Origin of the sequence: Micromonospora sp. NPDC023633 (genome assembly GCF_040640035.1) — a bacterium.
GTDB lineage: Bacteria > Actinomycetota > Actinomycetes > Mycobacteriales > Micromonosporaceae > Micromonospora.
Map to the genome: position 1 here is coordinate 1 of NZ_JBFABB010000013.1, position 19,216 is coordinate 19,216.

Sequence of the window (19,216 nt, forward strand, 5' to 3'; positions counted from 1 at the left end):
CGCACGCGCGGCGCTCGGCGCGAGTGCGGACCGGCCCGCCGGCACCGGGCCGGGGGTGGGCCCGGCCGGGCGGCCGGCGACCGTGGGGGCGGCCGGGACGGCGGTCAGCAACGTCGTCGTCAGGACGGCGAGGAGCGGGCGCGCGAGGAACCGGGACATCGACCGCCTCCGTATCGTGTCGACTCCGGAACGGGATGTTAGCGCCTCCGGCCAGCGATTGTGATCACGCTTCCACCTTGTAGGTTGTACGCGATACCTATGGCCTGTTCGCGGGAGGAGGGGTGGCCGTGACCGAGTGGGAGCCGGCCACCGACGCCGAGGCGGCGATGCGGGACGCGCTGCGCGCCAGCGACCAACAGCTCTACTTCCGCGTCCTGGCCCGGACCGAACTGCTGCTGCCGGTTTCCGCCGAGGCCCTCGCGGGCACGGCGCCGATGGGTTGGGGCACCTGGACCACCGGCGGCCGCACCCACGTGTTGGCGTTCACCTCCGCAGCGGCCGTACGCGCCTGTCTCGGGGAGAACGGCGGCGCCGTCCGACGCACCTCGTACGCCGAACTGGCCGACGGTTGGCCCAACCACGAGTGGTGGCTGGCGGTCAACCCCGGCCTGCCCATCGAGGGCTACCTGCCGGCCTGGTTCGTCGCCCAGCTCTCCCGGGGCGACGTCCGGCTGCCCGGCCGCACCATGGGCGCGCGGGCCCGGCTGGAACGGGTGGAGACGGCGGCCCGGGCGCGGGCCCAGGCAGCCGGTCACGGCACGCCGGCCGGGCCGGACACCCGGCCGACCACGGGTGTGGCCCGGTCCGACGGCACGCTCCGGCCCGAGCCCACCACCGCGCCGACCACCGGCCGGATCCCCGCTCCCGCCCGACCCGCCGCGTCGGCGGACCCGGCCCACCCGGCCGTCCCGCCCACGTTCCCGGCGGACCATTTCGACCCGCGACGTGGCGACCCGGCGGCCGGCGGGCCGGCGCGGTTCGACGGCGTGGCGGCCCCCGACCGGCTCCCGCCGCCGCGTCCCGCGCCGCTCACCGAGCGCCCGAGGGGCCTGCCCACGCCCGACGCCCACCCCTCGCCGTCGACCAACGGCCGCCCGGCCGGGGAGGCCCCGGAGCGGCCGAACCGGTCGTTCTTCGAGCCGGCCTCCGGTCGCGCGGCCGCCTTCCGGCAGGAGGCGCTGCGCTCCGGCGAGCGGGCGGCTCCGCCGCCCCGCATCGCCCCCGGCAGCCAGCCGTTTCCCCGCCGCCGGCCGCTCGGGGAGCCGGTGCCGGAGGAGCCGACCCGCCCGATCCCGAGCGCCCCGACCGACGGTGAGGCGACCCGGGCCTTCGCGGTGTCCGACGGCGAGCCGACCCGGGCCTTTGCCGTGTCCGACGGTGAGCCGACCCGGGCCTTCGCGGTGTCCGACGGTGAGCCGACCCGGGCCTTTGCCGTGTCCGACGGTGAGCCGACCCGGGCCTTTGCCGTGTCCGACGGTGAGCCGAGCCGGGCCTTTGCCGTGTCCGACGGTGAGCCGAGCCGGGCCTTCGCGGCGCCCGGGGGCGAGGCCACGCAGGTGTTGCCGCCGCGTGGTCCCGACGAGGACGCCACCCGGGACCTCCGGGCCCCCGCCCCGGAGCCCGCCCCGCCACCACCGGCGTACGGCGGACCCCGACCGGAGCCGGCCGAGGACGTCACCCAGGCGCTGCCACGACGGCGGCCCGCTCCGGAGCCGGTCGAGCCCGAGCCGGTGGCGGCGTCGGACGCCGAGCCGGTGTCCGGACCGCCCTCCTCCCGGCGTGGGTTCACGCCGATCGTCATCGAGGGCACCGTCATCGAGTCGCGGGACCTCACCGAGCCCGCCCCGGCCGCCGCCGAGCCCGCCCCGGCCGCCGCCGAGCCCGCCCCGGCCGCCGAAGAGACCGTCTCGCTGTTCGAGCCGGTCCGGCGTCGGCGGGAGCCGGTGGCCGCGTCCGCGTCCGCCGGCCCGACCGACGCCGCACCCGCGCCGACCGCGCCCGGCGTCCCGGTGGCGCCCGTCGAACCGGGATGGTCCGGCGCTCCGGCGGCGACCGGGGATGCGACCGTGCCCATGAACCCGGCCTGGCCGGGCGAGCCGGTGGCGCCCGTCGACCCGGCGGCGCCCCGCGAGCCGGCGGCGCCAGTCAGTTCGGCCTGGCTCGGCAACCGGGCGGCGCAGAAGGCGCCGGCGACCGTCGCCGCACCCGCACCCGCACCCGCACCGGATGGTGCCGCCCCTGAGCCCGCTCCGCCGGCCCCGCCGGTGTCGACCGATGCGGGCGTTCCCGACGGCGCGCCGGTCGCGGTCGGGGAGGACCCCGGGCCGCCGGTCACCGACGAGCCGACGACCAGACCCGGAGCCGGGCCCGTCGCCGGGGACGTGCCGCCGGATGCCGGGTCCGTGCCGGTCGGCTTCCAGCCGGCCAACGAGGTCGAGGAGAACCTCCTCGACGCCGCCGGCGCCGGCAGCACCGACACGTTCCTGTCCACCCTGTTGCTGGCCCGCGTGCTGCTGCCGGTGGCGGCCGACTCCGCGCCGGGCAGCCGGCCCGGCGAGCCCGGCTTCGTCTGGCGTACGGAGGAACTGGACGGCGAGACGTTCGTCGTGGTGCACACCTCGCCGGAGCGGCTCGCCGACCACACCGACGCGACGGTCGAGACCATCGAGGTCAGGTTCGTCCAGCTGATCCGCCGTTGGCCGGACGAGTCCTGGTCGTTCGCGGTCAACCCGGGCACCCCGGTCGGGGCGAAGCTGCCCGGCGAGCAGATCGTCGGGCTGGCCAACTGGGCGGCCGAGGTGGGGCTCGGCGACGACACCGGGGCCGAGGCCGAGCCGCCCGCCGCCGAGGAGCCGGTCAGCCGTCCCCGCTACGCCCCGCCCGCGCCCGACCCGGCGCGCCCGATCGTGATGCAGAAGGCGGTCGCCCCCAGCCAGCTCGCGTACTACCTGGAGCGGGGCTACGACCGGGTCTCCGGCTTTGTGCACCGGGCCGGCGAGCTGGCCCACCTCACCACCCCGGCCCAGCTGCACGACGCGCTCGGCCTGGGCTACCCGGACTCCCCCTTCGCCCGGGACGCCGGCGAGATCTACGTGCTGCGCTGGCCCGCGCACCGGCCGAGCCTCTACCGGATCCCGTACGGTGGGCAGAACGAGGCCGCCATGCGGGCCATGGAGGGCTGGGTCATCGAGCGCCCGCCGTTCCGGGGCAACGGGTTCGCGCCGGGCGAGAGCAGCGACGTGGTGGCGGAGTTCAAGGTGGACAGCGCCCGGCTGCCGCACGGCGCGCAGCTGTGGCGGATCGGCGCGGACGGCACCGAACGGGTGGTCGCCATCCTCGACACGGACGCGCTGCGGTGGCGACAGGTCGGTGAGCAGTGACGCGCGACGGTTACGTGGCCCGCTGGCAGGGCCGGGAGTACCAGGCGAGCCCGGACGGTGACGACGTCCGGCTCTACCAGCCGGAGCCGGGCGAGGGCTTCGAGGAGATCCGCCCCGGCCGGTACGTCCGGGTGCTGCCGGCCACCGAGATCGACGACCTGGCGTACGTGCGGACCACCTGCACCTGGCAGGGGCAGCCGTTCATCGTCCTCGGCGAGCACGACGGCTGGCTGCGGGTGGAGTACACCGGCGGACGCTGGCCGGTGGCCCGGGCGATGGGGCTGGAGGTCTTCGACTTCGGCGTCTACCAGGGCTGGGCGCCCGCCACGGAGGTCGCCGACCTGCGCGAGCAGCGGGTCTGAGTCAGGACTTCGCCCAGCGCAGGATCTCGCCCAGCACCACGTCGCCGGCCTCCACGTGTGGGAAGTGCCCGACGCCGTCCAGGAGCCGCCACTCGTAGGGCGCGACCACGTACCGGCCGGAGCCCTGGGCGGTACGCGGCAGGGAGGCCTCGTCCAGCGCGCCGTGCAACTGGAGGGTCGGCGTGACGAGCGGCTTCTGCATCAGCCGGACGAAGCGGTAACCGTGCAGGCGGAGCACCGAGCGGAACGCCCAGCGGTAGCCCTCCAGCGCGCAGAACGCCGCCTGCGGGATGCGCATGGCCTCCCGGCACCGCCCCGCGTACGCCTCGAAGCCCGGCCCGTGGACCCAGCGCGGCCCGCCCCAGCGGCGCAGCATCTCCTCCACGGCCGCCGCGTCGTCGCGGGTCAGCACGTGCTCGTAGCGGGGCAGCTGGAACTTGAGGGTGGGCGTGGCGGCGGCGAACTGCCCGCGTGGGTCGGCGAAGATGGCGGCCCGGAGCCGGAGCGGGTGGGGAGCGCCGAGCACCACCAGCCGGCGGACCAGGGACGGGTGGAACGACGCCACCGTCCACGCGATCATGCCGCCGACGCCGGTGCCCACCACGGTGGCGGAGCGCTCGCCGAGGGCCCGGATCAGCCCGGCGACGTCGGCGGCCAGCGTGTAGCCGTCGTACCCCCGGGGCGGCTTGTCGCTGGCGCCGTAGCCGCGCAGGTCGACCGCGACGGCCCGGAAGCCGGCGTCGGCGATTGCCGGCAGCATCTCGTGCCAGGCCCACCAGTGCTCCGGGAAGCCGTGCAGGAAGAGCACCATCGGGCCGGTGCCGGCCTCCACGACGTGGAAGCGGCTGCCGTTGGCGCCGACGAAGCGGTGCGTCCACGGCCCCTCGGTGAGGACGCAGGACTCGTCGACGGGCCCGCCGCGCTGCTCGGTCATGGCAACAGCCTAGGACCCCCACACCGGTCGGTTCCGTCGCCGACCCGCGAGGTGGTCGGGATCGCTCGACGTAACTCCCCGACTCGGCTGATCTCTGAAGCCGCCGTGCCGGGGCGCGGGTGCCGGCGGGCGGCCGGCGTGGAGACGGGCGATGCCCGGGCAGGAGACCTGCCCGGGCATCGCGTGGTGCGGGTGGTGCGGGATCAGCGGTTCAGGAGATGCGGATCTTGGTGTAGACGCCGTCCTTCTCCAGGACCTTGATCTTGGTGCCGGTGGCCGGGAGCTTGACGCCGTGGTTCGGCAGCTCCGGGAACCAGTACTGCTGGGTGTCGTCGAACAGCGGCTGCGCGGCCTGGCCACGGATGTACTGCGGCTGGCTGTTGAGGTGCAGCGTGAACGAGTCGGCCTTCTTCAGGCTGAACGGCGCGTCGTAGACCTGGACGCGGGCCCGCCAGGGCTGGCCGGTCAGGTTGTAGATCGGCCGCGGGTGCGCGTCGATGATCAGGTTGCGACCCTCGCCCGGGTGCTCGAACGTGTCGTTGTCCGCCCACCGGGTGTTCCAGTAGGAGATCAGCAGACCCTCCTGGTACGCGTAGTGGTCCACGTAGTCCGGGCGGGTGTTCGAGTAGCCGAAGAAGTACGGGCCGGTCTTCAGGTACTTGTCGTACGAGATGTACTGCCGGGTGCCCGCGATGTAGTAGTTGTCGTACGCCTTGGTGTAGCTCTTCTCGGCGGTCTCGAAGCCACCGGCGAGCGTCCAGCCCGCGGCGCCGGTCTCGGCACCGTCGGAGAGGACGGTCTGACCGTCGGCCGTCACGGTGATCGCGTCACCGTAGAAGCCGCCCTCGGAGACACCGCCGTCGGTCTGGTAGCGCAGCCGGAACTGCGCGACCTTGCCCGCCGCCACGTCCATGGGAATGGCGACGTCGACCCACTCGCCGCCGCTGCTGCCGTCCAGCGCGTAGCGGCCGGCCGAGATCTCCTTCAGCGGCTGGCCGTTGGCCGTGCCGGGCAGGGTGACCCAGCTCTGGCCGCCGTCCAGCGACGCCTCGAAGAACAGGTAGTCGTAGTCGGCCTCGATGTTGTAGCGGCCCTTCATCGACAGCGACGCCGACGACTTCCCGGTGAAGTCCAGGGTCCGGGTCATCGTGCTGTTGAGGTCGTCCTGGTTGCCGGAGAAGAACTGCTTGGTGCCCTCGAACGGCGCGCCGTGCTCGAACGTGTAGTCACGCTTCGGGAGCACCACGACGACGGCCTGTGCCTCGTCGCTGTTGTACTCCTGCGGGCCGAGGGTCATGGTCCGCTTCTGCCCCGCGACGACCACCTCGTAGTCGAGCCAGCCGAGCTGGAGCTTGTTCCAGGCGCCGAGGTCGCCACCGCGGTCACCGATGCCGGCGTCGTTCTTGGCGCCGAGCCGGCTCTGGGCCATCAGGGTCCAGTGCTCGTTGTTGTTGTCCCCACCACTGGTGACGTTGTAGTCGTCCGGCAGACCGAGGTCGTGGCCGTACTCGTGGTAGAAGACGCTCCGGCCGCCGTTCTCCGGCTGGATGGTGTAGTCGCCGATCCAGATGCCGGTGTTGCCGATCTGGGTGCCACCCGCCGGGTTGCCGGACGGGCCGGTCGAGCCCTGGTCGGACGCGAAGGCGTACCAGCGGTGGCTCCAGATGGCGTCCTCGCCCTGGTACGGGTCGCCGTCGGCCTCGTCGCCACCGGAGTGGACGATCTGGAAGTGGTCGATGTAGCCGTCCGGCTCGTTGAAGTTGGCGTCGCCGTCGTGGTCGTACCGGTCCCACTGGTCCATCGCCTTGAGGTCCGCGGCGATCTGGGCGTCGGTGCGGCCGGCGGCCTTCTGGTCGGCGACCCACTGGTTGGCGGCGTCGCGGACCAGCGCCCAGGTGTTGGTGCAGACGTTCGAGGCGCACGGGTAGCCGCCGGAGCGGCCGTAGCGGGCCTCGTTGTACTTCACCTTCACCCAGTCGGTGACCTTGCCGTCGACGCTGTAGCGACCCGAGGACTGGGCCTCGTAGTACTGCTTCACCGACTCGTCACCGGGGTTGGTGCCGAAGTAGAGCTTGCGGTAGTAGTCGGCGTTGTAGTCCGCCTGCCACACGGTCGAGTTGTCCACCGCCCGGTTGGGCGCCGGGATCTCGTTGTGCAGCGGCCCGTCGAACCGGGTCGGACCCGCGGTGTCCGGGTCGGTGTCCTGGTCCGGGTAGTTCGGGTGCCGCTCGTTGCCGAACTCGGCGAGGATGACGAAGATGCGGTCCGTCTTCTCGCGGGAGAGCTCGACGTACTGGTCCTCCGTCTGGGTGGCGGCGTTGGCCCGGGTCGAGCGGGCGGCAGCCCCCTCGGCCTGGGTCTTGCCGACCTTGACGACCGTGCTGCCGTTGACCTTCTGCGGCTTGGCCCGGCCGGAGAGGACGTCGCTCAGGCCCTCCTGACGCAGGGCGCGACGCTTGTCCTCCAGCGGGTTCGGCAGGTCGTGGTCGACATGGGCGGGCTCGGAGACCGACGGAGCGGCCGTCGGCATCTTCGGCTGCGGCGCGGCGCTGGCGGACGTGCCGACCGCCAGTCCCGTCGCCGTCAGCGAAAGCCCGAGCAGACCCACTGCGACTTTGCGCACGTGGTACCTCCGGTGTGAGGGAACCGGCCCAACGGGGGTACGGGCCGGTGTGACCGGTCCCACTAGTGGGACCAATGGTGAACATAGACACTCGTGTGACCGGTGGGAAGACGCGTGCGTCGATTTGTTGCAAAGTTTTGTTGGGAATGCTTTTCACCGTCACATCCCCGCCGTTCACCAGCGCCGTGAGCAGCGCGAACGGTCACCCCCGGGGGAGAAAGAGGCGGCTTTCGATAGGGATGATCGGGTACGCGAAAAAGTGGGGCCGGTGGCGTCACCGCCACCGGCCCCACGCGTGCCCCGATCGTCAGTTGCTGACCTTGACGACCATGTCGTCGGTCGGGTTGGTGCCCTGCTGAAGGATCTCGATCCGGGTGCCGGAACCGGCCACCTTCACCGAGTTCCACGGGTTGCCGGACGTCCAGTACTTGTTCGCCCCGGTGTCGGAGAAGACCGGCTGCGGAGCGAGCGCCGGGAGCGTGACCGGGACACCGTTGAGGTGGAAGGTCTGCGCCGGCTTGGCGTACAGGCTGAACGTGGCGTCGAAGCCGTTGCGCCGGTTGGTGATGGTGCCCTGGCCGTCGACGGTGATCTTGTTCGGTCGGACGTCCACCGGGAGGTTCAGGCCGTAGCCCGGGTGCTCCGAGGTGTTGTTGTCGCCGTACGCGTAGTTCACGTACCAGACCAGCATGCCCGGGTGGTTCGAGAACCGCTCCACCCAGTTCGGGCGGGTGTTGTTGAACCCGTAGTTGTACCCGCCGGTCCGCAGGGTGTCGTCGTAGCCGACGTAGGACCGGTTCTCCGCGATGTAGAAGCGGGGGTACGAGTCGGTCACCGAGCCGGTCATCCGGGTGAAGCCCTTGGCGGTCCACTCGGCGGCCAGCGTCTCGGCGTCGTCGGTCCAGGCGACGGCGCCGCCCTTGACCAGCGACACGTTGTCCAGGAACGCGCCGGCGAGGTGCACGCCGCCGTCGGTCTGGTAGCGGTAGCGGAACTGCACGGTCTGCCCGGCGTACGCGGACAGGTCGTAGGCCAGGTCCACCCAGGCGCCGCTGGTCGAGCCGTCGACCCCGGTCTCACCGGCGTCGACCGACGAGTTGCCCAGCGCGGTCCAGGTGGCACCGCCGTTGGTCGACACCTCGGCGTAGAGGTAGTCGTAGTCCTCTTCGATGTCGTACCAGGCCTTCGCGGTGATCGACGCGGACGTCGTACCGGTCAGGTCCAGCTGACGGGTCAGCGTGGTGTTCAGGTCGTCCGCGCTGCCGCCCCACCACTCGTACGACCCGCCGAACGGCGTGTTGTAGCTGGTGGTCTGGGTCTGTGCCGGCAGGTTGACGACGACCGCCTGGGCCTTCGGCCCGTCGCTGTCGCCGGCCGGGCCGAGCGTGACCCTGGTGGTGCCGCTGTTCTCCTCGACCACCGAGTAGTTCAGCCAGCCCAGGTAGAGCTTCGACCACGGGTCCATGTAGCCCGGGGTCGACCCGATGTCGTCCTTGCCGCGGCTCAGCCACGAACCGGAGGACATCAGGCTCCAGAAGCCCACGCCGTTGTCGCCGCCGGCGGTGTCGTAGAGGTCCGGCAGACCGAGGTCGTGGCCGTACTCGTGGGCGAAGACGCCCAGGCCGCCGTTCTCCGGCTCCGTGGTGTAGTCACGGATCCAGATGCCGGTGTCACCGATCTGGACACCGCCGGCCTTGTTCGCGTCCGGACCGGCGCTGCCGGCCAGGTTCGGGAACGCCGCCCAGCGGTGCGACCAGATGGCGTCCTCGCCCTGGGCGCCGCCGCCGGCCTCCTCACCCTCGCCCGCGTGCACCGCCTGGAAGTGGTCGACGTAGCCGTCGGGCTCGTTGAAGTCGCCGTCGCCGTCGAAGTCGTACCGGTCCCAGATGTCGAACTGGGCCAGGTACTGCTTGATCTGCTCCGGCGTCTTGCCGGCCGCGACCTGGGACTGGTACCAGGCGGTCGCGCTGTCCTTGACGAAGTTCCAGTACCCGTCGGACTCGGGGATGGCGTTGCTGCCGTAGCGGGCCTCGTTGAACGGAACCTTGACCCACTCGCTGACGTCGCCGTTGACGGTGTAGCGCCCGCCGGACTGCTTGTAGTAGAAGTCCCGCATCGACTCGCCAGGACCGAACATCATGTCCTGGTAGTGCGCCCGGTTGAAGTCCGGCCGCCACAGGGTGCTGTTGTCGTCGGTCGAGTTGCCGTCCCAGTTGCGGTCCGGCTCGGCGATCTGGTTGCGCGCCGGGCCGGCAGTTCCACCGGTCCGGGGGTCGGTCTGGTCGCCGAACTCGACCAGCATCGTGAAGATGGGGTCGGTCTTCGGCGCCTGCTGGTACTCGACGAACAGGTCGTCCTTGACCTGGATGACCTTCGAGCCGTTGCGCGTCTGAAGCTTGGCCTTGCCGGAGAGCAGGTCGGCGATGGCCTTCTTCCGGAGCTCCCGCTGCTGATCCGACTTCGGATCGGGGAGGTTGTCCCTGCCGTGCTTCGCCTTGTCGGAACCGGGGGTCGGGTCCGCGGCCGGTGCGCCGGAGGCCGGCGTCGACACGACTCCCGCCGCCAGCAGCGCGGCCGCGGCCGAGGCCAGACCGGCTGTGACTCGTCTCCTCAAAGGTCCTCCTCCTTTGTGGATCTGTTACATGACAGGCGTGGCCGAGGCGACGGCTGTCATGTGATGCGTTACTCACCCTGACAGAGGGGATACGCGCTTGTCACGGGTCAAATACCTAATGGGGACACGCCTTGCGGCTTGCATATGCGCATAAATGCCGACCAAAGGGCGCGTCCGACGAACTCCAGTTCACGTTACGTTTTGGCCACGATCACTCTGCGTGGCCGGGGTTATGAGGTCCCCTTCGGGGAGCGTCGGAGGCCCGGAATTCGTCACGGGCCCCGATGGACGGACGACAGCGCCCGCAACACGGACGGGGCCCGCCCGGAGCAAGTGTGCTCCGAACGGGCCCCGCCGTGTGTCCCGTCAGTCGACCCTGGGGTCAGTTCCTCGCGGGGGTGACGTGCACCGTGGCGTACGAGTTGTCCTTCGCGGCGTGCTTGATGGTGATGGTGACGCCGTAGGACACGCCCTGGTCACCGGGGTTGCCGGTGCCCAGCACGATGGCGCCGCCGCCCAGCGTGACCCCGTAGTAGGCCGGCGCCGGAGTACCGTCCGGGTTGGTGACCCGGGTCGTATACGGCGCGTTGCCCTTCGACGGGATGACCACCGAGGCGTCGCTGTCCCGGGCGTACGCCGCGCCGTCGCGGATCTCGATGCCCGGGTACCAGCCCTTGGCGTCCGTGAACGCCGGCACGGCCGGCTGGGCGCCGAAGTCGGTGCAGTACTCGCTGTACGGCTCGTCCGCCGCCTCCAGGCACTCCCGGAAGGGGTACGTGGGGTTGAGCGAGAAGGCCGCGTTCCCGGACTGCGGGCGGCTGGGCAGGTTGTCCAGCACCGACGGGTCCTTCGCGGCCGCCTCACCCGTGCGGCGGAACGGGTCGAAGTGCGAGTCGACGATCAGCAGGCCACCCTTGGCGCCGTAGCTCGGCAGGGAGGTCAGCTGTCCGGTGACGTGGTTGACGTCGCCGAGCGCGGTGTCCCGGTACCAGACCAGCATGCCCGGGGCGTTGTAGGAGACCTTGTCGACCTTCCACGCCTCGTGCGAGTACACCGTGTCGTAGGTGTACTTCAGGCCGTTGTCGAAGCCGTCGAAGTTACGCCACTCCGCCAGGTAGTAGTGCGCCTGGGTGGAGGTGCCGCTGTCGATGCGCCAGCCCGCGCCGGTGGTGTCGACGAAGGTGCCGCCGGTCGCGGTCCAGCCGTTGGCCCCGCCCTCGACGTCGTCGCTCCACGTGGTGGCGCCGCCGCCGGTCACCGAGAAGTCGTCGGCGAACCAGCCGCGCTCCACGAACGCCTCGTCCGTGGCGTAGCGGAGCCGGACCTGCACGGTCTGCCCGGCGAACGCCGACAGGTCGACGTAGTCGTGCCGCCAGCCGTGGGTGTCACCGGTCAGGCCGTACTTCTTGTTGCCGAAGTCCACCATGCGGCCGTTCGGGTCGGCGTAGCCGTCGTTCGTGGTGACGAGCTTGCCGGTCGAGTCGTAGACCTTCTGCTCGGCCCAGCTGGCGCCGCCGTCGGTCGAGACCTCGACGAAGCCGTAGTCCCAGTCGGCCTCGATGACGAAGTTGTTCCACATCCAGAACTTCGCGTCGGCCGCCGCCGGCACCGCCACCTGACGGGCGATCTTGACGTCCGCCCAGTCCTGGTCGGCGCCGGAGTACCACATGTTCGCGCCGCTGTGCGGCGTGGCCAGCGTGATCACCTTGTTCGGCAGGTTGATCTTGATGCCGTCCTGGGTGCCGCGCGGCGTCCGCGAGGTCTGGCCGAGCTGCACGTCGCGCGGGTCCGCGCCGGGCGCGAGGGTCAGCGGGTCGGCCCAGCCCAGCACCCACTTGTCCCACAGGCCCATGTGCGTCGGCAGCGCCTGGAAGATCTCACCCGAGTGCGAGCCCGAGGCCATCAGGTCCCAGAAGTCGACGTCCGAGTCGGCGTTGCCGGAGGTGTCGTAGAGGTCCGGCAGACCGAGGTCGTGGCCGAACTCGTGGGCGAACACGCCGACGCCGGCATCCTCCGGCTGCACGATGTAGTTCGACACCTGCAGGTCGGTGCCGGGGATGGTGTAGCCGCCGGCGATCGACGACGAGTGCGCCCAGACGGCGTACGTGCCCTCGGCGCCGCCGCCACGGGACTTGCCCTGGCCGGCGTGCACCAGCACCAGGTGGTCGATCACGCCGTCCGGCTCGAAGACGTTGCCGTCACCGTCGCGGTCGCCCTGGTCCTCGATGTCGTAGTCGGCCCACGGGAAGTCCGGGTCCATCTGCGCGAGGGTGCCGATCGCGTCGGTGGCCAGCCGGCCCGCGCCCTGCGGGTTGTCCGGGTGGCCGTTCATCGCCTGCTCGCGGCCGGCGACCCAGTTGCCGTTCTCGTCCTGGAAGCAGCGCGAGGCCGCGTACCAGCCCTCGGAGTGCGGCACCTTGATCCACGGGCTGGCCTGCCCGTCGACCGTGTACGCGCCCTTGGACATCTCCAGGTACATGTTGTGCATGGTCCGGCCGGCCAGGCTGACGCCCGGCTTGCCGTCCGGCCCGGTCAGGTCCGGGCGGACTCGCTCGGTGATGCCCTCCTTGGTGTAGAGCATCTTGTCGTAGTGGGTGGGCGAGAAGTCCGGCACCCACATCGAGTTGTTGTCCTCGTGCGGCAGGCTCGCCGGGTTCGGGATGTTGTTGTGCAGGGGGCCGTTCTGGACGGTGCCGGGGACACAGCTCCGGTCCTCGAAGACCGTCTTGGGGACCATGACGTCGGTGAAGTCGTCGTTGGCCTGGTCGTTGAACTCGACCAGCAGCGTCAGCAGCTTGGCGGTCTGGGCGGCCGGGGCCTGCTTGATCTGCCGCGGGCTCGTGCCCGTCTTGATCGCCTTGGCCTCGGTCTCGGCGAGCTTGCGCGCCGTGACCGGGTTGCCGCGGGCGAACTTCCGGTCGAAGGCCCGGGCCTTCTCGACCGCGGGGGCGTAAACACCACCCTTGCCCTTGACCTCGCGGCCGGTGCTGTCCGGCTGGACGGCGGGCTCGGCGTAGTTGATGTAGTACTCGTCCGCGCCGATCGTGGCTCGGGCGGGACCGGGCTCCGCCGCCGCCGCGCCACCCGTCACGGTCAGTGACGTGGCGGCGAGGGCGATGGCGGGCAGCGCGACGAGCAGGCGTCGACGCGACCCGGATTGCGGATTTCTGTTCATGCCGCTCCGTTTCTCGGGCATGGGGGAGGAGGAAGTCGGCCGGCCCTCCATCGATGTGACGTCCATCGAACCGACCCGACCAGCGTGAACCTAAATCAGAAAACAGGCGAATGACAGGGGTCGACGACTGCCTGTGTCCGTTCAGTTCTCCCGGCTCACCCGACCGACCGATGTGACAGCGCGCATCCGCCCGGTGCCGCACCCGTAAGAGACGACGATGGGTGACGGTCCGCGTGGGACCGCCACCCATCGGAGCGTACGTCTGCGTCAGTCCTCGTCGGACTTGCCGCCGCCCAGGCCGGACGAGATCAGGTCCATCACGGACGAGTCCTGGAGCGTGGTGACGTCGCCGAGCGAGCGGTTCTCCGCCACGTCGCGCAGCAGCCGGCGCATGATCTTGCCGGAGCGGGTCTTCGGCAGCTCCGGCACCAGCATGATCTGCCGGGGCTTGGCGATCGGGCCGAGCGTCTTCGCCACGTGGTTGCGCAGCTCGGCGATGAGCTTCTCGCCGGCGTCGCCCGCCGTGTCCGTGGTGCCGCGCGGGATGGCGAACGCGACGATGGCCTGCCCGGTGGTCGGGTCGGTCGCGCCGACCACCGCCGCCTCGGCCACCGACGGGTGGGAGACCAGCGCGGACTCCACCTCCGTGGTGGAGATGTTGTGCCCGGACACCAGCATCACGTCGTCGACGCGGCCGAGCAGCCAGATGTGCCCGTCGTCGTCCTTCTTCGCCCCGTCGCCGGCGAAGTACATGCCCTCGAACCGCGACCAGTACGTCTCGATGAACCGGTTGTCGTCGCCCCAGATGGTGCGCAGCATCGACGGCCACGGCTCGCGCAGCACCAGGTAGCCACCGCCACCGTTCGGCACCGACCGACCCTGGTCGTCGACCACGTCGGCGACGATCCCGGGCAGCGGCGTCATCGCGGAGCCGGGCTTGGCCGCCGTCACGCCCGGCAGCGGCGAGATCATGATCGCCCCGGTCTCGGTCTGCCACCAGGTGTCCACGATGGGCAGCTCACCCCCGCCGACGTGCTGCCGGTACCACATCCACGCCTCGGGGTTGATCGGCTCGCCCACGCTGCCGAGCAGCCGCAGCGAGGAGAGGTCGTAGCCGGCGGGGATGTCCTCGCCCCACTTCATCATCGTGCGGATGAGCGTCGGGGCGGTGTAGAGGATGCTGACCTTGTACTTGTCGACGATCTCCCAGAACCGGCCCTTGTGCGGGGTGTCCGGGGTGCCCTCGTACATCACCTGGGTGGCGCCGTTGGAGAGCGGGCCGTAGACGATGTAGGAGTGCCCGGTCACCCAGCCGATGTCGGCGGTGCACCAGTAGACGTCGGTCTCCGGCTTCAGGTCGAAGACCGCGTGCGTCGTGTACGACGTCTGGGTCAGGTAGCCGCCGGTGGTGTGCAGGATGCCCTTCGGGCGGGCCGTGGTGCCGCTGGTGTAGAGGATGAACAGCGGGTGCTCGGCGTCGAACGGCTGCGCGGCGTGCTCCGCCGGGGCGGTCTCCACGGTCTCGTGCCACCAGCGGTCCTTCCCCGACCAGGCGACCTCCTCGCCGGTGCGGCGCACCACCAGCACGTGCTCGACCGACGGGCAGTTCGCCACCGCCTCGTCCACGGTCGGCTTCAGCGCCGACGGCTTGCCCCGGCGGTAGCCGCCGTCGGCGGTGATCACCACCTTCGCGCTGGCGTCCTGGATCCGGTTGGTCAGCGCGTCGGCGGAGAAGCCGCCGAAGACCACGCTGTGCGTCGCCCCGATCCGGGCGCAGGCCAGCATCGCCACCGCCGCCTCGGGGACCATCGGCAGGTAGATCGCCACCCGGTCGCCGGCGGTGACGCCCAGGTCGGTCAGCGCGTTCGCCGCCTGGCAGGTCAGCCGGTGCAGGTCGGCGTACGTGATGGTCCGGGTGTCGCCCGGCTCGCCCTCCCAGTGGATGGCGACCTTCTCGCCCAGGCCGGCCTCGACGTGCCGGTCCAGGCAGTTGTACGCCACGTTGAGCTGCCCGCCGACGAACCACTTCGCGAACGGGGGCTTCGACCAGTCGAGCACCTGGTCCCACTGCCTCGCCCAGGTCAGCCGCCCGGCCTGCCGCTCCCAGAACGCCAACCGGTCGGCGTCGGCGTCCGCGTACGCGTCGGCGGTGACGTTGGCGTGCGCGGCGAGTTCGGCCGGCGGCGGGAACTGGCGCGTCTCGTTCAGCAGATTGGCCAATGCCTCGCTCATGCCGTGCTCCCTCGTCGCTCGGGTGACCTGCGTCTCTCTAGGGCACGAGGTTAGCCGGGGCGGCCAGCACGGGCGAGCGCCGGTCCGGCCGACGCGCGCCGAGCGGCCCCCACGGCGCGCCGGACGGCGACGCGGGCCGCCGCGTCGACGCCGTTTGTCCGGGCAGGCGCGCCGGCCGACGGCTCGCGGGTGGCGGCGGTCGCTTCCGGGCGGCTCGGCGGCGGGGCGGGCCGGGCAGTCGATAGCGTGACGGGGTGACCGCTGACCCGCTCGCCCCGCTGCTCGCGCTCGCCGACATCGCCCCCGCCGTGGAGCGGGCCCGCGAGCGCTTCGACCAGGCCCTGGGGCACCGCGCGTTGCGCCGGCACGGCGGCCAGGTCGCGGCCGAGGTCAGCCTCCGGTCCGCGGTGGCCAGCGCCGCCCTGGAGGGGTACGCCCGCGAGCGCGAGGCGGTCCGCGCCGGAACGGTGACCGAGCCGGTGGTCCAGGGCGCGCTGCGGGTCGCCGGGGCGCTGCCGGGGCTGTCCGAGCTCTGGCCGAAGGCGCCCCGGCAGGCGCTGGCGAAGCTGCACGTACTCGCCGCCCGCGACGTCGTCGGCGAGGCCGAGCTGGGCCGGCCGGTGGCCGATCCGGTCGTCGCCGCCCGGCTGGACGCGCTGGCCGGGCTCGTCGCCGGCGGCACGAAGGTCTCGCCGCTGGTGCTGGCCGCGGTCGTCCACGGCGAACTGCTGAACCTGCGCCCCTTCGCCGGGCCGTCCGGGGTGGTGGCCCGGGGCGCCGCCCGGCTGGTGCTGCTGTCCAGCGGGCTCGACCCGCGCGGCCTGCTCGCCGTCGACGTGGGTCACCACGAGCGCGAGCCGGAGTACGTCGGCGCGGCCGGCGCCTTCGCCACCGGCACCCCGGACGGCCTGCGCTCCTGGCTGCGCCACTACACGGCGGCGGTGGAGGTCGGCGCCGACCAGCTCACCGCCATCGGCGACGAGGTCCTCGCGGCGGCCTGACCCGCCGGGTCTGGATCGCTTCGGCGGGTTCCGCTCAGGCGGGTGCCGGGGCGGATATCGCTCAGGCGGGCGAGATCCGCTCAGGCGGGCGCTTCGGCGGAGATCCGTCCAGGCGGGCGCGCGGGCGGAGGTTCGTTCAGTCGGGCCGGAGGTTCGTTCAGGCGGGCGCGCGGGCGGACGTTCGTTCAGGCGGGCGCGGGGGCGGAGCGGGTGCGGCGGTGGCGGCCGTACCAGGCGATGCCGATGGCGACACCCACGCCCACGCCCAGCGCCGCGGCGGCGACCGGGACGGCCGGGCGCTCGCGCAGCCGCCGCCCGAGTGGGATCGGGTGCCGGAACTCCAGCACCGGCCAGGAGTTCTCGGCCGCGAGCCTGCGCAGCTGCCGGTCCGGGTTGACCACCGAGGGATGGCCGACGCACTCCAGCAGCGGCCGATCGCTGTACGAGTCGGAGTAGGCGTACGAGTCGGCCAGGTCGTAGCCGCGCTCGGCGGCCAGCTCGCCGACCGCGTCGACCTTGCTCGGGCCGGCCGCGTAGAACTCGACCTCGCCGCTGTAGCGGCCGTCCACCACGCCCATCCGGGTGGCGATCACGTCGGTGACCCCGAGCAGCACACCGATCGGCCGGACCATCTCCTCGCCGGAGGCGGAGACCAGGACGACGTCCCGCCCGGCGGCCTGGTGCTCCTCGATTAGGGCGGCCGCCTCGGCGTACACGTAAGGGTTGATCAGCTCGTGCAGCGTCTCCGCGACGATCTGGCGGACCTGTTCCACCTGCCAGCCCTTGCAGAGCGCGGCGAGGTAGTCCCTGGTCCTGGCCATGGTCTGCTCGTCGGTGCCGCCCAGCCGGAACATCAGCTGCGCGTACGCCGACTTGACTACGTCACGCCGGGTGATCAGGCCGTCCCGGTAGAACGGCCGACCGAACGCCAGGGCGCTCGACTTGGCGATGACGGTCTTGTCCAGATCGAAGAAAGCGGCACTTCGGCCCACGGCGCGAAAGTCTATCCGGATGGTCTATGGTCGGCGGGTGCCCGGGGCCCGGTGACCCCTTGGACCTGCGGGCCGGCCCCCGCCACCTTCGCGCATCGTGACAATGGTCACACTCTGCGAACATTAATTCGCAGGGAGTGGAGGCAACACCACTCGACGTATACAGGTCCGCTCAGGCAGACTTGTGGATGCGACGAGTGTTCACATCTCGTACAACAGGCAGACCCTCGGCGGTTGCACCCCCCGTGACCGCTGAGTGGGTTCGGCTCGACCCCCCCGGAGCCGAACCTTCGACGACCCCCGTCTCCCCCCGACGGGGGTCGTCCCTTTCCCGGAAGCGCTCCCGACCTGGTAGAGGCACTTCTCCGAGGCCGACCGGGCGGGGCGACGGACGGAAAGTCAGCGAATCGTCAGCGAACGTCAGCCGGACCCGGTCGGCGTAGTCGTCCGGGGTGTGCGTGTAACGATTCAGCGTCGTTGACGCCTTCTCGTGCCCCACGACCCGCCGCACCACGTTGACCGGCACCCCGTCCGTCACCAACCACGTGATGTACGAGTGCCGCAGGTCGTGGAACCGCAGCCCGCCGAACGCCGAGGCCGCCACCTGCCCCACCGCCGCCGCCTCGTCGGCGAACTCCGCCCGATCCTCCCGGCCGTCCCGGTCCGGCCACGACGCCACCCACCGGCCCGGCACCACCTCGGCCACCCGCCCGAGCAGCCCGGCCCGCACCAACGACGGCAGCCACACCCGCCGCCGGAAGTTCGACCGCCGCTGCGGCCCGCCGTCCCGATCGGCGAAGACCAACGCCCGCCCGTCCGGCACCGCGGCTCCGCGCCGCCGCCGCAGCTCGTCGACGAGGAACGGCGGCATCGGCACCGTCCGCACGCCGGCCCGAGTCTTCGGGTACGCCCGCAGCACGATCCCGCCGTGCGTCTCCACCGCCACCTGGGCGACGTGCAGCAACCCCCGATCGAGGTCGACCGCCTCCCACGGCAGGCCCGCGCACTCACCCCAGCGCAGCCCCGCCCCAGCGGCGGCGCAGACGATGCCCCGGTGTTCGGCCGGCACGGCGGGCAGCAGCCGGCCGAAGAACGCCTCCCGGCTGATCGTGCCGGCGCGAGCCTCCCGCGCCCGGTTACGCGGCACCCGCACCCCCTCGCACGGGTTCACCGCGATCAGCCGCGCCCGGATCGCCGTCTGCATGATCATCGACAGCATCCCAAGGTGCTTCGCCGTCGTCGACGGCGCCAGAGTCCGACCAAGGTTGGTCACCCACTCCTGTACCGCCAGGTAGTCGATCTTTGCCAAAGGCCACTCCGCCCACTGCGGCAGCAGGTGAGCCCGCAGCATCGAATTCGTCCGCTCGGCTGTCCGCGCCTCCACCGACCGCCCGGCGAGCCACCGCGTCACGAACTCGCCGAACCGCATCCGCCCGGCGTGCGGGTCGACGTACGTCCCCCGGTTGAGGGCGCCCTCCACCTCGGCCAGGAACGCGTTCGCCTCCTTCTTGGTGCGGAACGTCTTCGCCTTCTGCCGGTCGGCCGAGTCCCGCCAGTTCGCCCGGTACGTACCGGCCGGCGTCTTTGCTCACGAAGCCCACGATCACCAGCCCCCGCGCGGCGCGTCGGTACCCGTTGCCGAAAGCTGACCGGAGGCACCGTCCAGCCAGGCGTGGAAACGGCTACGCGGCACCACCCAGCGCCGCCCCAGCCGCTCGGCGGGGATCTGCCCCGCCCGGACCAGCGCATAGGCCGAGCTGACCGACAGGGACAGCAGCGCGGCCACTTCCTTGACCGTGTAGACGGCCCGGACCGGCTGCGGCGGGCAGTCGCCCGGGGCGACTTCGCCAGCACGAGGCCCGGCCTGCCGAGGCGCGAACGGCACGACGATGGACAAGATTTC

At 71.8% G+C, this 19,216-nt stretch carries 11 protein-coding genes; 3 read left to right on the forward strand and 8 right to left on the reverse strand.

The features are described from left to right. Nucleotides 1–287: 287 nt before the first annotated feature. Complete coding sequence (locus tag AB0G13_RS05885; protein ID WP_357869490.1) at nucleotides 288–3,380, forward strand: SseB family protein; 3,093 nt, start codon at nucleotides 288–290, stop codon at nucleotides 3,378–3,380. Next, complete coding sequence (locus AB0G13_RS05890; RefSeq protein ID WP_357869493.1) at nucleotides 3,377–3,742, forward strand: hypothetical protein; 366 nt, start codon at nucleotides 3,377–3,379, stop codon at nucleotides 3,740–3,742. Before AB0G13_RS05885 ends, AB0G13_RS05890 begins: the two co-directional genes overlap by 4 nt. Before the next feature lies 1 nt (nucleotide 3,743). On the opposite strand, the gene AB0G13_RS05895 is transcribed toward AB0G13_RS05890, so the two are convergent. The 5 genes from AB0G13_RS05895 to acs form a co-directional block, all read right to left on the reverse strand. After that, nucleotides 3,744–4,676 carry an alpha/beta hydrolase gene (locus AB0G13_RS05895; protein WP_357869496.1) on the reverse strand — a complete coding sequence of 311 codons (933 nt, stop codon included), beginning with the start codon at nucleotides 4,674–4,676 and terminating at the stop codon, nucleotides 3,744–3,746. Between the two features lie 211 nt (nucleotides 4,677–4,887). Continuing rightward, nucleotides 4,888–7,284, reverse strand: coding sequence for an immune inhibitor A domain-containing protein (locus tag AB0G13_RS05900; protein WP_357869758.1), 2,397 nt, complete (start codon nucleotides 7,282–7,284; stop codon nucleotides 4,888–4,890). Nucleotides 7,285–7,606: 322 nt separating this feature from the next. After that, nucleotides 7,607–9,913 (reverse strand): immune inhibitor A domain-containing protein, encoded by a 2,307-nt coding sequence (locus tag AB0G13_RS05905; RefSeq protein ID WP_357869499.1) that lies wholly within the window; start codon nucleotides 9,911–9,913, stop codon nucleotides 7,607–7,609. Between the two features lie 382 nt (nucleotides 9,914–10,295). Beyond that, nucleotides 10,296–13,088, reverse strand: coding sequence for an immune inhibitor A domain-containing protein (locus tag AB0G13_RS05910; RefSeq protein ID WP_357869502.1), 2,793 nt, complete (start codon nucleotides 13,086–13,088; stop codon nucleotides 10,296–10,298). A gap of 267 nt (nucleotides 13,089–13,355) precedes the next feature. Then, the gene (acs, locus tag AB0G13_RS05915) at nucleotides 13,356–15,320 is read right to left on the reverse strand and encodes an acetate--CoA ligase (RefSeq protein WP_357869505.1); all 1,965 of its coding nucleotides are present in this window, start codon (nucleotides 15,318–15,320) and stop codon (nucleotides 13,356–13,358) included. Between the two features lie 254 nt (nucleotides 15,321–15,574). Between acs and AB0G13_RS05920 the strand changes: the two genes are divergently transcribed. Further along, nucleotides 15,575–16,321 carry an oxidoreductase gene (locus AB0G13_RS05920; protein WP_357869507.1) on the forward strand — a complete coding sequence of 249 codons (747 nt, stop codon included), beginning with the start codon at nucleotides 15,575–15,577 and terminating at the stop codon, nucleotides 16,319–16,321. 185 nt (nucleotides 16,322–16,506) lie between these two features. Here AB0G13_RS05920 and AB0G13_RS05925 read toward each other — a convergent pair whose 3' ends face one another. The 3 genes from AB0G13_RS05925 to AB0G13_RS05935 all read right to left on the reverse strand — a co-directional run bounded on the left by AB0G13_RS05925 (nucleotide 16,507) and on the right by AB0G13_RS05935 (nucleotide 19,210). Beyond that, nucleotides 16,507–17,313: an HAD-IB family hydrolase gene (locus AB0G13_RS05925; RefSeq protein WP_357869509.1), complete on the reverse strand. Its 807-nt coding sequence runs from the start codon at nucleotides 17,311–17,313 to the stop codon at nucleotides 16,507–16,509. Nucleotides 17,314–17,485: 172 nt separating this feature from the next. Then, the gene (locus AB0G13_RS05930) at nucleotides 17,486–18,793 is read right to left on the reverse strand and encodes a site-specific integrase (RefSeq protein WP_357869512.1); all 1,308 of its coding nucleotides are present in this window, start codon (nucleotides 18,791–18,793) and stop codon (nucleotides 17,486–17,488) included. A gap of 123 nt (nucleotides 18,794–18,916) precedes the next feature. Beyond that, nucleotides 18,917–19,210, reverse strand: coding sequence for a helix-turn-helix domain-containing protein (locus AB0G13_RS05935; RefSeq protein WP_357869515.1), 294 nt, complete (start codon nucleotides 19,208–19,210; stop codon nucleotides 18,917–18,919). Nucleotides 19,211–19,216 lie beyond the last annotated feature (6 nt).